The organism is Gilliamella sp. LMG 34360, from assembly GCF_984568995.1.
In genome coordinates, this window is record NZ_OZ474900.1 from 462,490 (window position 1) to 478,186 (window position 15,697).

Sequence of the window (15,697 nt, forward strand, 5' to 3'; positions counted from 1 at the left end):
AGAACATTAGCTTTTGCTCTATCAATAGTTTGGCTATTTTTTAATATTTATTAAGCATAAATTGAATTTGATTAATAATAAATGGGAACGTTCCCTATTTGTGATTGAACTCACAAATTTTTATTTAACTTAAAGAATTTTAATGAATTATGTTATTCAGTTAATAGCTTGCTGACCAAAAGACGCATTTGCTAGAATAAAATCAATATATTCACCTTCAGACAGATAAGGTTTGATTATTTCAGCTAAATTCTGAAAGATATTTTTTGGAGCAACATCTTGATTGATATCAATGACAGTTAAGTGGCATTCTTGTCGATTTTGCAACATCAATCTTAAATAAGAAGATTGTACTTTAGCTTGGCTATAGATTAGAAAATAGAGAAAATAAATTTTTTTTAATGGAGTTAGCATTTTGAGTTAAATCAATAGTACAAAAAATTAATTTATGTTCTTGAATTGTCACCTGTTCATTTATTGATTTGTTTATTGTTGGATATAGTAACATTCCTGATGCCGATAAAGATAATGGATCATTAATTTGTTCTTGGCTTCTTACATAAGCATAAAGCTGATAAAGATGAGATGTTTTAAATGAGTGGCTTTTTTTCGAAAAAATTGAGGTACATTTTGTATCAACAATTAATCGATAATTTTTCTTTGTATTTTCAATAATTAAATCAGTTATCATATCAGGCATAAATTTTTCAATATTTGCTGTTGACTGTGTGCATGGCCATTTGAATTTTTTATTCGATAATATCGAGTATTTAGAGGAATCAAAATTGACATGACAAAAACCAACTATTGCTTTTTCAAACAAATTTCTTAACCATGCATCTGTTTTATCGATTTTTTTAAATATATAGTTACCTGATAATTCAGTGGGAATAGATAAACTAAATATAAGGTTTGCCAATGAAATTAATAAAATATCTTGACGATTAGATCGATTAAAATAATCTTCTTTATAATTATAGTTTTTTGATTGTTCAATTTTGAACTCATTAAAACGATTTATAATTTTTTTACATTGATAAATTAACTCATTTTCGGTTAACTGATTTAATAAAACATGAGCAGCAGCATGAATATATTGATTTTTAGGTATATTGCTTGTTAAATCGTTATATAAGCATTGAACTTTACCCTTTTCTAATAATAATTTTCTTGCTGTAACTAAAGTATCAATTTTTCCTCTAATTCTCGATAACTTCTGTTTACATGGTTTATAACCTTTAGATAATGAAGAACGAAATCGTTTATTAACCTCTTTAAAATAAATTTTTGCAACAAGATCTATTATTTTCTCTGGGTTTTTTTCCAATGCTATTCTTTGTTGTTTATCTATTTCCTTATAAAGTCTTGAAGCATAAAGTATAAGTAACCATATATTTGTTATAGGTATTTTATTAATGGTTGTATAAGATGAATGATTAAGATCCATATTTTTTATAAATTTTTAATAAATAACTTTTTCAAAGCAGTATCAAGCTTATTGCTATCATCAAACCAATATTCTTCTAATAAAGGTTTAATTTCTGAATCAATAATATCTTTATACCATGACATCGCATCAGGTATCACGCTATCACAAGTTAAATAACTATGACCGATAGTAAATGCATTTCCTAACATTTCTTCTTTTGCAATATATTGATTTAAATTATTCATTACATGTCTAATTTTTTCTAAACTTTTGCGAGAAAGTTTGGTTTTATCAATCATATAATTCAACCATTTCTCATCAAAGTTAGGTGCTAAATAAAAAAAGGCAAAACGGCGACGCAATGCAAAATCAACCATTGCCAGTGATCGATCAGCAAGATTCATCGTTCCTATCACATATAAATTATTAGGAATGAAAATACCATTTTCATGTTCTCGTCGATAAGTTAATTCTAAAGCTTCTGTAGGTGTTCGTTTATCAACTTCAAGTAAAGTTAACATTTCACCTAAAATTTGGGTTGGATTACCTCGATTAATCTCTTCGATCACCATTACATAATTAGATTGAGAGTCATTTCTTGCTTTGTTGATCATCTCTAAAAATGGACCATCTATAAGCGCTAATCTTCCATCACCAGAAGGACGATAACCACGAATAAAATCCTCATAAGACATATTTGGATGAAATTGTATTGCTTTAATATTATTTGAATTTTTATAGCCGACAATAATATTAGCAAGACGCTTAGCAAGCCAAGTTTTACCTGTACCAGGTGGTCCTTGTAATATAATGCTTTTCTTTCGATTTAAACTGGATATTATTTTAGATAATTGTTCCTCTTCTACAAAACAACCTTCTTTTATTAAATCTTCTAAGTTATAAATTTCCTTAACAATTGATTGTTCGATTATATTTTCATTATCAATATCTTCATCTTCTTCGAAATCATTATTTAATAATTGATATTTACCTTTTTCCAAAAAAGACAAATTATTTTTTTCTCTTAGCCTTTGTAGAGTATTGCTTAAAGATTCACCTATGGTTTTATTATTTGGAAATTTTTCTTCAAATTGTTCGATGTAATTATTGAGTAGATCTTGTCTGGTAAATATATTTGTTCCATTTTTTTGACATAATTCTTTTATAAACTGCAATACAACAACTTGCCATTGATTATTAGATAAAAGTTCTTCATCATTGGTTACATAGCTTTCATATTTACGCAAAGCTGTTAAATATAGTTCTGGAAAAGAGTGAGCAGGAAAATAAATTTCTTTAAATCGAACTGACAAATCATTGAGTAAGTTAAGATAATCCTCTCCATTAAAATAACTTTTACTTAGATTTTTATTTTTAATAAAGCCTAAATCATCAGATAAATAGATTTTAGATATTTTGTCTAATACCGCGTAAGCATTAGGACGAATCCAAAATAATCCATTGGTTAATTGCCAAGAACAACAGGGTTGAGCTATAACATTATCAAATTGTTGTTTAAATTGCTCTTGATAACTCTCATTGGCATTTGAAAAATTTAATGCAACAACATAAAAATCCCATAAATCATTAATTTCTTTCTGCTGATTTTCAGAATTAGAAAAAAAACAAGAAAGCTGATTATTTAACAATGGGATACCCTCGAAAGAGTTAGGTATAGATTCTTTTACATCTAGAAATGTAGCCCATTTTTTTGCTATTTTTTTTCTAGTGGATTCTTTAATATTTCGATTAAAAGTACCTAAAATAGTGAAAGGGCAAATATCTTTTAATTCTTTATTGAGTAAATAAGATAAATTAAATTCTGTAGCCAGTTTATTAACAAATGAGATTAATTTAAGGCGTTTTTTCTTATCATGATAAACTGAGAGCTTATCAGCGATTTCTTCATAAAATGGTATCCATCTAAAAAATTGATTATTACTTTCATCTCCATAACGTGATTTCCAATAGGGTGCATTGCGAAAATAATCTATGTCTTGTGGTTTATCATAAAAAGTAAAATCAATTAACTGTTTCGATAACCAAAAATCATCTTTAACACGCCAAATAGATGCTATATTGGTATAAAAGTACCATTTTTTATTTAAATTAGTTTGTTGCCAGTCAATTTCTAATAATTTACCGTCTTGGTGGTTTTTAGTTACTATGCCAATGGCTTTAATTTCCATAACGGACACAGGCTGCCCTTTATTATTAAAAGGTAAATTATTTTTTAAATTATAAGTAGATTTGATAGCAACTTGATCACCAACAGAAATAGAACGAACTATATTTAGAAACTTATTTTCATAACCATTTTCCCAAATACCCATTTTAATAAATCGTTCTGTTTGATCTAAGCCACCACTAAATTTAGCACTTAAAAACCAGTATGTATTTACTCCGCCCAATTTGATTCCTTATATCCATTTATTTGATAATTAGCTAATTGAAAATTATTCTACTAAAACAGTTAATTTAAATTTATATAATTTATTTATTATTATTTGTGATGATATTTTAATATATACAATATTTATAGTTAATTTTATTACATATTGAATTTATATAATTACAATAAGAAATCGTAATTATAATTTCATCAATTAACTGTTTGATATTGATAACTTTCCCCAATCTAACATTGCATCGTGTACTTGCTTTAGGCTCTGTCCAACCCCAGTTAAGGTATATTCCATTTTAGGTAGCACTAGGGGAAACACTTTGAGGATGATTAAGCCATTTTTTTTCATAATGCGAAAATGTGAAGTGAGGCCTTTTTGTGATATAACGTTTATTGATTTTTTTAATTCACTAAAGCGTTTTGTTCTTGTAAGTAAATCTTGAACAATCATGGTTTTCCATTTGCCGCCCATTAACATTAATGTCGTTTCGATAGGGAAAGGTAGTAATTTTTCATTTAATGACATGACTAATAATTCCTTTAAATTCAATAACAATTTCCAATTAGAACATTAGCTTTTGCTCTATCAATAGTTTGGCTATTTTTTAATATTAGTTAAGCATAAATTGAATTTGATTAATAATAAATGGGAACGTTCCCTATTTGTGATTGAACTCACAAATTTTTATTTAACTTAAAGAATTTTAACGGATTATTTTATTCTTGAAAAATTAATCTGGATGGCACGGTTATGGTTTTAGCTAAGGCGCTATTTTGTAACATACAGAGTAATTCTTTAGCTGCATAGGTGCCCGCTTTATCAAAACCAAGCTCAACCGTCAGCGTATTAGGAAAAAGAAAATTAAGTAGCTCACTATTGCCAATGCTCGCCACAGTAATATGTTCTAATCGATTCTGGTGTAAATATTTGTTCAAGCCCAATGCGATGGCATCAGTGGCACAAATTATGGCTGTGGGGGCGTGTGATAAAATTGATTGTGCGAGTTCATAGCCAGAACGATAACTTAAATTGCCTAAATAGGCATTTGGGCTGATTTGATTTTGCTGGCAATAATCCATATAAGCTTGATAACGTAGTGCACCGGTTGTTTGGTCATGTTGCTCAATACCAATAAAACCGATTTTTTGATGGTGCTTTGATTGGTGTAAATATTTGAGTAACGTTGTGACTGCTCCAATATCATCATAGCAAACACAGGTAAAATCAGGATACGATCTTGCCATTATGACACTTTTACTTTTCCAGAATGATAATAATGAAGGTTCAAGCCCGGTAAAAGCAAAAATAATTACGCCATCTGCTTGCTTCTCTTTTAACATGGTTAAATGTTCTTCAACTTTATCAACGCTGAATTGACTTTCAATGATAATAGGATCGTAGCCAAACTGGTATAAGATAGGTAACATTGTGCGGACAGCTTGATTTTCTGACATTGAATCAAGGCGAGTAACAACAATGCCTATCACTTTGTTTCCATAACCTCGCATTGCTCTTGCCGACTTAGATGGCGTAAATTGATACTGCTCAACGATGGCCATTACTTTATTACGGGTGGTCTCTTTAACCATAGGATCATGATTAATAACCCGTGAAACAGTTGACTTGCTCACGCCACTCAATTTGGCAATATCTTTAATGGTTAAATGGTTAGAAAACTCATTCATAATCACATCATTATACGAAAATCAATTAAATCATAGTAATATAGATTGAAGAAAATAGCGATATTGACGTCTATTAAGTGTTTGCAAAAACGACTTCATTCCTCATACAGAAAATAAGATTAATATATTGTTGTATATCATTTTTAATTAAAACACTCAATGTGGTTTCTAACAATATTTTTAATTATTACATTAGAATTTTTCATACTGAAATTAATTATTCTTTTGGCAGCTATCATTTAAAAAATTAGATTTGCTCAATGAATCAGTATTGATCAACGTTATTTAGGTTATTAAAAGTAAAAAATGCAATGGCCATTTTTATTTGTAGCTAGCATGCTGTTTACCTTAAATTTATCAACATCAGTGTCAGCTATGGAAAAAGATCACACCATAGAATCTCAATTTGAAAATACTTGATTATCTTTAGCCGATGCTATTAATGGTAGAGAGCCAGAGATAGTACAAAAGTTTAAACAGCATAATATTGCTGTCAAAAATTTAGATGAAGATGGGCTTATTTATTTAGAGTATTACTTTACACAACCAGTCAAAGTCATGAATTAAATATTGGGGAAATAGTGGCTCACTCTTTTTAGCTATAGCTAAAGGTAATATGGATGAACTTGCCAAGTCTATCGATACCAAAATTATTCCAAATAACTTAAAAGATACCCTAATTGGTGAATATTATAAAGAAACCGCATTGCCAACGATAGAAGACCCTTTTGCAAATACGATAATTATTGGTCGTGATAAAAATCTAATGCCAGAGCTAAATCCAAATCCAAATCAGTTTTATTTTGGCTGCCAAATATTGGATAGATAATCATATTTATTTAAAAAAGGGTAAATATACCCTTTTCTAATTTAGATTAAGCTATACTGGTTCTCGCACTATATTTTAATTTATAGACACTTCCCCAATCTAACATCGCATCATGTACTTGCTTAAGGCTCTGTCCAACCTCAGTTAAGGTATATTCCACTTTAGGTGGCACTTGAGGATACACTTTGCGGGTGATTAAGCCATTTTTTTCCATAATGCGTAAATGTGAAGTGAGGACTTTTTGTGATATACCGTTTAGTGATTTTTTTAATTCACCAAAGCGTTTTGTGCCAGTCAGTAAATCTCGAACAATTAGGACTTTCCATTTGTCACCCATTAACATTAATGTCGTTTCAACAGGGCAAGGTGGTAATTTTTCATTTAATGACATTACTAATAATTCCTTTAAATTCAATAATAGTTTCTTGATAGATACTATGTTACATAGCGGTACCTACTTTACAATAGATACTTTGAATATTAATCTAAAAACATTCACTAAGCAAAAGACTTTTTTGTTTATAAGACAATATTAGAATCAAATTGAATACTAGCTTAAATAATATGACAGGAGTAAATAATGAAAATAGCTGTAATTGGTGCAAATGGTAAATCAGGTTCATTAATCGTTAAAGAAGCGCTTAGCCGTGGTCATGCAGTCACTGCAATTGTCCGTAAAGCTGATGCTAAAGTTGATCCTAAAGCTGATGTGTTAGTTAAAGATCTGTTTGATTTAACTTATGATGATTTAAAACCTTTTGATGTTATTGTTGATGCTTTTGCTACTTGGACACCTGAATCACTACCTTTACATCAAACGAGCTTAAAACATCTTACTGATATTTTAAGTGGTAAACCTAACCGATTATTAGTTGTTGGTGGTGCAGGTAGTTTATATGTCAATCCAGAACTTTCTGTTCGTTTAGTTGATACTCCTGAATTCCCAGAAGAGTTTAAACCGTTAGCAACTAATATGGCAAAAGCGTTAGATGAACTTAAAAAATGTGACAATGTTAACTGGACATACTTAAGCCCAGCGATTGAATTTGTTGCTGATGGTGCAAGAACAGGTCATTATACCGCTGGTGGTGAGCAGTTTATGGTTAACAGTCAAGGTAAGAGCCAAATTAGCTATGCTGATTATGCCATCGCTATGGTTGATGAAGCTGAAAATGCTAAACATACTAAACAACGTTTTACGGTTGTTGCTGAATAATCTATTTTTTAAGCCTTACATTAAGATAGTCTATAATCAAATCGCTATGTTATATGTAAGGCGATTAATTTAATCCGCACATATCAAAAATTTTTGATGACTTTTATCTATTCTAATATCCAATCATATTCTAATTTCCAAAAATGTAGCAAAAAATAATATTGCTATCCGTCGTTGGATCATTTTAGTGCATCACTAATCGAAATTATCAAACTATCATCGTGATGCTTAATACTTGATCCATTGGCATGTTAATTGCATTCATATTCTTATCAATCTTTCATAGTTGTATTAATTGTACTGTTTTTTATTTGTTATTATTTAACTTGGGAAAACTGTTATGCAATACGATCTAATCATAAAAAATGGTATTGTCATTCTCGAATCTGGTGAAACACATACCGACATTGCCATAAAAAACGGCAAAATTGCAGCTATTGGCCCTGATTTAGGGCAAGCCGATCAAACTATTGATGCTCATGGTTTAATTGTTAGTCCTGGTATGGTCGATGTTCATGTGCATATTAGTGAACCTGGTGGCGTTCGTCATGAATGGGAAGGCTATGTCACAGGAACCAAAGCATGTGCAAAAGGGGGGGTTACCACCTTTGTTGAAATGCCACTTAATCAACTTCCTGCCACAACGAGCGGTGAAACACTTCGTCAAAAATATGCTGCTGGAGACGGAAAACTTTATGTCGATGTTGCTTCTTATGGTGGCTTGGTTCCTTACAATTTAACCAATAATGGTATTGCTGAACAAGTTGCAGAAGGGGTCGCTGCCTTTAAATGCTTTATGGCGACCTGTGGCGATCCAAATCTTGACGGCGATTTTGCTAATGTAAATGATTATGCATTGTGGGAAGGGATGCGCCAAATTGCTAAGACTGGTAAAGTGTTAGCCATCCATGCAGAAAATGCTGCCATTACAGATATATTAGGGCAACAAGCCAAAGCACGAGGGGAAAGCAAATTATCACAATATGTAGCAACTCGTCCGGTATTTACTGAAGTCGAAGCCATTCGTCGAGCCATCTTTTTTGCTAAGCAAACGGGTTGCCCGATTCACATTTGCCATGTGGCTTGCCCCGAAGGGGTTGAGGAGGTGATCAAAGCTCGTCAAGAAGGCGTGAATGTGACGTGTGAAACGTGTATCCATTACCTCTATTTCACTACCGATCAATTAGATGCGATTGGACCTATTGCGAAATGTTCACCGCCAATCCGCGATCAGCAAGCTCAAGACGGATTATGGAAATACCTTTTTGCTGGACACATTATTACCGCCGTATCTGACCATTCACCTTGTACTTATGACTTAAAAAATAAAACCAATGCGTTTGATGCTTGGGGCGGAATTTCTGGTGTTCAAAATAATGTGGATATCTTTTTTGATGAAGCGGTACAAAAACGTGGGATGTCATTAAAGCAGTTTGCCGATATCATCGCCAAAAATCCCGCCGAACGATACAACTTACCCACCAAAGGATCAATTCAAGTTGGTAAAGATGCCGATCTCATCTTTATAAAACCTCATTCACACTATGTATTAAAAGAACAAGATCTTGAATATCGCAATAAATTTAGTCCTTATGTGGGTAGGGAAATTGGTGCACAAGTCATTCAAACATTGTTACGAGGAAAGACCATTTATCAGATTGATTCTGGTATTGATTTAACGCCAAGAGGGACATTTATTCGCCGTTAATCATAAAGACATAATAAAAAAATTCAGGTAATTAAGGGATAGGATTATGAAAAATCACACAAAGCAGTCATCATCTGATTCACTAACCATTGACAGATCATTACTACCTAAAGACAACAAAGATCGAACCATGAATTGTTTTACCTATGCGTTTATGTGGATCGGTGATGGTATGAATTTGGGTAATATGACTTTAGGTGCAAGCTTGGTCGTTGCGGGCGTTGCTACGATGAATATTTTTCAAACTTTCGTTGCAACATTCATAGCAATATTAATTATTACCACAATTTTTGTCTTTAATGATCGGTTAGGGTATCGCACTGGAATTCCTTATGTCGTGCAACTGCGAATGTCATTTGGAATAAAAGGAGCCATTATCTCATCGTTGCTGCGTGGTATTCCTGCTATTGTCTGGTATGGCTTTCAAAGCTGGATTGGTGCAACAGCACTTAATGAGATTATCAAAATATTGTCTAATGGCGAATTTAATCAGGTATTTATCTGTTTTCTTGTTTTGCAGTTTTTCCAAATCGCCCTCTCGCTCTATGGATTTCATGCCATAAAGTGGGTTGAAACCTTAATTTCAGTGGTTATTATTTGTGCATTAATTTATGTCTTTATTCTATTACTCAATAATCATCAAGCTATTATTATAGATAAATGGGTAAAACCTGAAGGAACTTGGGGACTGCCTTTTTATGGCTTTATTATGATGTTTTTAGGCAACTATGCCGCAATTTTTCTTAGTGCGGCCGATTATTCTCGAGAACTTAAATCAGGCTTTAGCAATCGTAAACGAGGATTACTCTATTTTCTACCGATTTTTATTGCTTATGGATTTATTATTACGATTGGGGTGATGTTGGCATCTGTCACAGGTAACTCCAATCCAGTGAAAGCCTTTGCAATTGTGGTCGATAATGCCTATATCACTCTGGTCGTATCAACTTTTATTGTGTTAGGAACTATTGCGGTAAATATTGTCGCTAACATTATTCCTCCAGCCTATGTGATTACTCTGTTAACTAAAGCCAATTATAAATTGGCGGTAACCATTACCGGGTTATTAGCGATTGCTTCTTTCCCTTGGATTTTAGTGCAAGATACATCAGCACAAGGATTAGGGTTATTTATTCTCATTTACTCCGCATTTTTGGGCCCCATTGTTGCGATATTATTGGTGGAATATTATCTATTACGTCGTCAACAAATTAATATAAATGCCTTATACGATAATAAAGGCCAGTTTGCAGGTTATAACCCTGCTGCTATTTTAGCGATGCTGATTGGTTCTGCAGCGGCATTTTATGAAGTAAGTTTATCGTGGGTTGTCGGTTTTTTTGTTGGTGGAATAAGTTATATCTTATTAACCAAATACGCGTTTAAGCAATCTCTTTTCAAAAAAGGGACGATCTTTGAAAAGAGATAGAGAGTTTAAAATAGCAAGCAAAACTGCTCTTTAACTGTCCTATTGTTATATTACGTTTCGCTGCCAATTTGACAGGTTACTTTGATCTCTCGATTATTTGGAATTTCTAAATTTGACAATACCGCTAATTGAGGAAAATTAGGTCTTAAAAATTGTGCAAGCATTGCTCGTAATGAGTGATTAACCAATAAAACAGGCGGAGCACCAATTGCTTCTTGTTGATGAAGAGCTTGTTGTAGTTGTTGAATGAGGTGTTCTGCTAACCCGGGCTCGAAATTACTGGTATTTTGTAGCGTTTGTAATAACAATCGTTCTAAATTGATATTTAAACAGATCACATTGATTTGCTCACTATCAGAAAACCATTGTTGTGTGATAACGCGTCCTAAAGCAATTCTGATCATGCTAAGTAATTGGTAAGCATCATTCTGAGTGGGTGCATGCTCACAAATGGTTTCTATAATGGTGCGCATATCACGAATAGAGACTTTTTCAGCAATCAAATTTTGCAATATTTTATGAAACGTTGTTAAGGTTATAACGCCCGGAATAAAATCTTCAACAAGTTTCGGTACTTCTTGCTTAATTCGATCGAGTAGTTCTTGCGTTTCTAATCGACCAAGTAAATCGCTCGCAAATTGTTGTAACAAGTGATTAAAGTGCGTTGCAATCATGGTACTGGTATCAACAACGGTATAACCTAATATCTGCGCATTTTCTTTATCATTTTTATCGATCCAAATAGCAGGTAATCCAAAAGCAGGTTCAATCGTTGGTGTGCCTTTAATGGTTTCAGTTACATTACCAGGATTAATGGCTAACCATTTGTTATTAACAATTTCACCTTTGCCAATCTCACCGCCTTTGATAAAGATTTTATATTGATAAGGCGCTAATGAAAGATTATCGCGAATATGCACTTGAGGCGGTAAAAAGCCGAGTGTTTGAGCAAATTTTTTGCGTAAACTACGAATTTTACCTAATAATTCGCCGTTCTGTGTTTGATCAACCATTGGGATAAGTCCGTATCCGACTTCCATAGCTAAAATATCTTCAATATTTACATCTGACCACGTTGCCTCTAAATTTGCTGGTGCAGTAGCGGGCATCTCTGTGGCTTTTGTGGTGTTTTGCGGTTCAGCACTTTTATGTTTGTTTAGCCACCATGCCAGTACGGTTAAAAAACCTGTGAACATTAAAAATACAATATTGGGCATGCCCGGAATCAATCCAAGTAAACCAATTACAACCGCTGTTAAAATTAATACTTTAGGGCTATTAAATAGCTGGTTAAGCATTTGCTCACTGATGCTATCTTGTGAGCTGACTCGAGTTACAATAACACCTGCTGCGGTTGAAATAATTAATGATGGGATTTGTGCAACTAAGCCATCACCAATTGTTAATAACACATAAGTGTGGCTTGCATCAGCAAAGGTCATGCCATGTTGCATAACACCGACTAATAAGCCACCAATAATGGTAATTGCCATAATGAGTAAACCCGCAATAGCATCACCGCGTACAAATTTACTGGCACCATCCATTGAGCCGTAAAAATCGGCTTCTTGGGTCACTTCTGCTCTTCGTGCTTTAGCTTCATCTTCACCGATTAATCCAGCATTAAGATCCGCATCAATGGCCATTTGTTTACCCGGCATACCATCTAATGCAAAGCGAGCGCCCACTTCAGCAATTCGCCCCGCACCTTTGGTAATAACCATGAAGTTAATGATGACCAGAATAATAAAGACCACGATACCAATTGCAAAATTTCCGCCAACTAAAAAATGGCCGAATGCTTCAATCACTCGCCCTGCGGCATCACTACCCGTATGACCTTTTAATAATACTACTCGTGTCGAGGCAACATTAAGCGATAAGCGCAATAAAGTAGCAAATAATAAAACCGTTGGAAATGCCGCAAAATCAAGCACTCTTTTAGTGAATAAAGCTACAATTAAAATAATAATGGATAAGGCAATATTAAATGTAAAAAAGAGGTCTAAAATAAATGCTGGCAAAGGTAATACCATCATCGACAGAATCAATAATATGAGTATTGGACCTGCTAAAATTTGATATTGACCGTTTTTTAAATTATTAAATGATAATAATGTCTGTAGCTTTGATTTAATCATAAAATTAGTAATTACTGTTATTTATTTTGGGATAGCGATTCAGGTACAGGTAAATTATTCGGCGCTAATGGCTTGTCACCACCATATTTATGCCAACGTTTTAACTGATAAACCCAAGCTAAAATTTGTGCGACAGCAGTATAGAGCTCGGTTGGAATCGTTTCGCCAATTTCACCATGATGATATAAAGCACGAGCTAATGGCGGTGCTTCTAATAAAGGGATATTATGTTCGCTTGCTATTTCTTTAATACGTTGCGCAATTTTGTCCGTACCTTTCGCCAATAATTTTGGCGCTGCCATGATTTTTTCATCATATTGTAGGGCAACGGCGTAGTGGGTTGGGTTAGTTACGATAACATTGGCTTTAGTGACATCTTTCATCATTCGACGTCTAGCTACCGCTTGTTGCATTTGTCGAATGCGTCCTTTTATTTGCGGATCACCTTCTTGTTCTTTAAACTCATCTTTTATCTCTTGTTTGGACATTTTTAATTTTTTTAAATTACTCCAAATTTGATAAAAAATATCAAATCCCACCATTGGTATTAAAGATAATACACTTAATATTCCACAAATAATGATTAACTGTATTGCATTGGTTAATGCATTATTTAAATACATATTGGGCAAGGAAAGTATATTTGGAAAATAATGCAACAAAAATAGGGCAACCGTTGTTGCAATCAATATAACTTTAAGTACGCTTTTAAGTAGTTCCGAAAAAATTCTAATGCTAAATAGCCGACCAAACCCAGCAATAGGGTTAAGTTTTGAAAAATTTGGTTTAATGGATTGTAGGCTAAAAAGCAATCCCCCGATAGCAAGGGGAGCAAATATGGCTGTAATGGCCAACCCTATGAGAATGGGCACAATAGACCAAATACCCGCTGTAACCAAATTAACTAAATATAAAATGGTTAATGAGTCATCTTTTGGTGAGTGTGATACTTTGATCGCCATTTTTATAATGGTGATCAATTGATTAATGGTATAAGGTCCGATTACTAAAAGTAGTGAAATACCGATTAACAGAATAAACAGCGAAGTTAATTCTCGAGATCGTGGTATTTGCCCCTTTTCCTTAGCCTTTTTTATTTTGCTATCCGTGGGTTGTTCGCTTTTATCTAGATCACTATCATTAGCCATGGCGAAAATAAAATTATACTGTTAAACGCGTTTTTGCATGTTAACAGTATGAACTTATTACTTAAGAATTATTGCTTTGAAAAGGCGATGATTTATGGGGTATTTATCTCGTTTAATGGTTTTCAATATCAATAGTTTGTTTCTTCTAATTTTAAACTTTCGCTCTTTTAGATGAAATAACTTCGGTTTGCTGATAGCCATTATTTGTATAAACTGCTGGATTATTTAAATTTTTAAGATAATTAATTGATTGTTCTGTCATGTTCATACGATTTTCAATAATCAAACCATTATCACGATTAATGTTTGCCAATAACTTGGTGGTATCGGTAATTGATTGCCATTGAGCAGCAACCGTTGGATTTTCACTATATGGTGGTTGCATATTCAGTTTTTGGCTTAATTTAACTCGTTTTTCATCCAATAATTTTAACTCAATAAGTAACTGACTTTTTCTATCGATAATATCAGGTAATTGATTGATTAACTTATTATCAATTAGTATTTGTTGTTCTGTTTGCAGAATTTCAGAGAGAGTTTGTAACATTTTTGTTACGTTATTTAAAATATCCTCTAATTCTAACATGTTTGCATTCCTTAAATTTTCATTATTTTTCAATGTTTTGTAGTATTTGCTCAATGAGTTCTTTAGCAATTTTTTGTGAATCAATCACTAATGAACCATCGGCAATGGCTTGTTTTATTTTTTCTATTTTTTTTACGTCAATATCATTGCTGGTCGTGCGTAATAGTGTCCTTGCATTTTGTGATAGGTTCACATTAGCACTTACTTTGGTATCATTTTGGGCAGGTATTACCGCTGTCTGATTTTTTTGTTGCTCAGTAATTGCATCACGACTAATAAGTCCTGATATGGCGGTAATAGATTTTGTTGCATCAATGCTCATAAAGTACCTTTAATCATATTTACGTTTTTATATAATTTGTTTAGTCCTATTATCGGCAATAATAGAAAAATCATTAGTATTTTTTGTTGAAAATTATTACACCTTGGTTTGTTAATATCCCCTCAACAATATTACCGGAACTAAGTTTAACACTGATTTTATCGTCTAATATGGCATTATTGAGCGCTTTACCATTTGTCGTTACTTGGTAATCTTCGCCATCAATAATAACCTTAACCATTTGACCGACTTTAACCAGCCAAATTTTTTGGAGTATTGCCGTTTTTATGGTTTCATTCTGATTGATATTGCGTGAAGCAATATGATTAATGGCATCAGATTTATTTAAAATCACTGAAGAGGGGAGTTTATCTAACCAACCAAATTTTAAATCTAGCAAATCTTCAGTGATAACAGAGCCTGCCGTTATAGGTTGTTTAGCAATAAGATAATGTCCGCTAACGGCAACATAAATTTGCATAAACCTTTTTTTATTTTCACATTGCACACTGATGGTCATATTGCCCCATGGCTTATTTTTATTAAGTAAAGATAAGGTGGGGGTGTCACAACTTAATTTAGGAATATCTTTGGCATAGCCAATGGTTATCGCTTCTGGTTTATGGTTAAATTGCTGCGCGATGAGATCTTTAACCTGTTTGCTAAGCGGGTTAGCTAACACGATAGGGCAGCTAAATAGCATAAATATACCGATTATTAATTTCACGATTGTAATCATTATTATTTTTTCTAAATTATTTATGAAGTAAATTCTACTTTATGCATGAAAAGTCTGAAT

15 protein-coding genes are annotated in these 15,697 nt (G+C 32.9%); 4 read left to right on the forward strand and 11 right to left on the reverse strand.

The genetic code is table 11. From position 1 onward, the window contains the following. Positions 1 to 156: 156 nt before the first annotated feature. From AC5LW9_RS02100 to treR, 5 genes are all read right to left on the reverse strand, one after another. Positions 157 to 327, reverse strand: a complete 171-nt coding sequence (locus tag AC5LW9_RS02100) for a hypothetical protein (protein WP_493456245.1) — start codon at positions 325 to 327, stop codon at positions 157 to 159. A 37-nt stretch (positions 328 to 364) separates the two neighbouring features. Continuing rightward, entirely contained in the window at positions 365 to 1,327 is a 963-nt protein-coding gene (locus AC5LW9_RS02105) for a 5-methylcytosine restriction system specificity protein McrC (protein ID WP_493456246.1), read from the reverse strand. Between the two features lie 125 nt (positions 1,328 to 1,452). Next, positions 1,453 to 3,840 carry an AAA family ATPase gene (locus AC5LW9_RS02110; RefSeq protein ID WP_086327468.1) on the reverse strand — a complete coding sequence of 796 codons (2,388 nt, stop codon included), beginning with the start codon at positions 3,838 to 3,840 and terminating at the stop codon, positions 1,453 to 1,455. Between the two features lie 195 nt (positions 3,841 to 4,035). Further along, positions 4,036 to 4,359, reverse strand: coding sequence for a winged helix-turn-helix transcriptional regulator (locus AC5LW9_RS02115; protein WP_493456247.1), 324 nt, complete (start codon positions 4,357 to 4,359; stop codon positions 4,036 to 4,038). Between the two features lie 191 nt (positions 4,360 to 4,550). Beyond that, positions 4,551 to 5,519 carry a trehalose operon repressor TreR gene (treR, locus tag AC5LW9_RS02120; protein WP_493456248.1) on the reverse strand — a complete coding sequence of 323 codons (969 nt, stop codon included), beginning with the start codon at positions 5,517 to 5,519 and terminating at the stop codon, positions 4,551 to 4,553. A gap of 616 nt (positions 5,520 to 6,135) precedes the next feature. Here treR and AC5LW9_RS02125 point away from each other — a divergent pair. Further along, positions 6,136 to 6,348: a hypothetical protein gene (locus AC5LW9_RS02125; protein ID WP_411627547.1), complete on the forward strand. Its 213-nt coding sequence runs from the start codon at positions 6,136 to 6,138 to the stop codon at positions 6,346 to 6,348. 46 nt (positions 6,349 to 6,394) lie between these two features. Here the strand turns inward: AC5LW9_RS02125 and AC5LW9_RS02130 are convergent, their stop codons facing one another. Continuing rightward, positions 6,395 to 6,739 carry a winged helix-turn-helix transcriptional regulator gene (locus AC5LW9_RS02130; protein WP_086325988.1) on the reverse strand — a complete coding sequence of 115 codons (345 nt, stop codon included), beginning with the start codon at positions 6,737 to 6,739 and terminating at the stop codon, positions 6,395 to 6,397. A gap of 189 nt (positions 6,740 to 6,928) precedes the next feature. Between AC5LW9_RS02130 and AC5LW9_RS02135 the strand changes: the two genes are divergently transcribed. The 3 genes from AC5LW9_RS02135 (at position 6,929) to AC5LW9_RS02145 (ending at position 10,701) form a co-directional block, all read left to right on the forward strand. Further along, complete coding sequence (locus tag AC5LW9_RS02135; RefSeq protein WP_493456249.1) at positions 6,929 to 7,564, forward strand: NAD(P)-dependent oxidoreductase; 636 nt, start codon at positions 6,929 to 6,931, stop codon at positions 7,562 to 7,564. Positions 7,565 to 7,904: 340 nt separating this feature from the next. Continuing rightward, positions 7,905 to 9,272: an allantoinase AllB gene (allB, locus tag AC5LW9_RS02140; RefSeq protein ID WP_493456250.1), complete on the forward strand. Its 1,368-nt coding sequence runs from the start codon at positions 7,905 to 7,907 to the stop codon at positions 9,270 to 9,272. Positions 9,273 to 9,318: 46 nt separating this feature from the next. After that, complete coding sequence (locus AC5LW9_RS02145; protein WP_493456251.1) at positions 9,319 to 10,701, forward strand: NCS1 family transporter; 1,383 nt, start codon at positions 9,319 to 9,321, stop codon at positions 10,699 to 10,701. Between the two features lie 50 nt (positions 10,702 to 10,751). On the opposite strand, the gene flhA is transcribed toward AC5LW9_RS02145, so the two are convergent. From flhA to flgA, 5 genes are all read right to left on the reverse strand, one after another. Continuing rightward, positions 10,752 to 12,842, reverse strand: coding sequence for a flagellar biosynthesis protein FlhA (gene flhA / locus AC5LW9_RS02150; protein ID WP_039126503.1), 2,091 nt, complete (start codon positions 12,840 to 12,842; stop codon positions 10,752 to 10,754). A gap of 17 nt (positions 12,843 to 12,859) precedes the next feature. Then, positions 12,860 to 13,990 (reverse strand): flagellar biosynthesis protein FlhB, encoded by a 1,131-nt coding sequence (flhB, locus tag AC5LW9_RS02155; protein WP_493456252.1) that lies wholly within the window; start codon positions 13,988 to 13,990, stop codon positions 12,860 to 12,862. A gap of 151 nt (positions 13,991 to 14,141) precedes the next feature. Beyond that, on the reverse strand, positions 14,142 to 14,576 hold the full coding sequence (locus AC5LW9_RS02160) for a flagella synthesis protein FlgN (RefSeq protein ID WP_039126497.1): 435 nt from the start codon (positions 14,574 to 14,576) through the stop codon (positions 14,142 to 14,144). A gap of 22 nt (positions 14,577 to 14,598) precedes the next feature. Beyond that, a complete protein-coding gene (flgM, locus tag AC5LW9_RS02165) occupies positions 14,599 to 14,898 on the reverse strand; it encodes a flagellar biosynthesis anti-sigma factor FlgM (protein WP_039126494.1) in 300 nt (99 codons plus the stop codon). Positions 14,899 to 14,971: 73 nt separating this feature from the next. Continuing rightward, positions 14,972 to 15,625, reverse strand: coding sequence for a flagellar basal body P-ring formation chaperone FlgA (flgA, locus tag AC5LW9_RS02170; protein ID WP_493456253.1), 654 nt, complete (start codon positions 15,623 to 15,625; stop codon positions 14,972 to 14,974). Positions 15,626 to 15,697 lie beyond the last annotated feature (72 nt).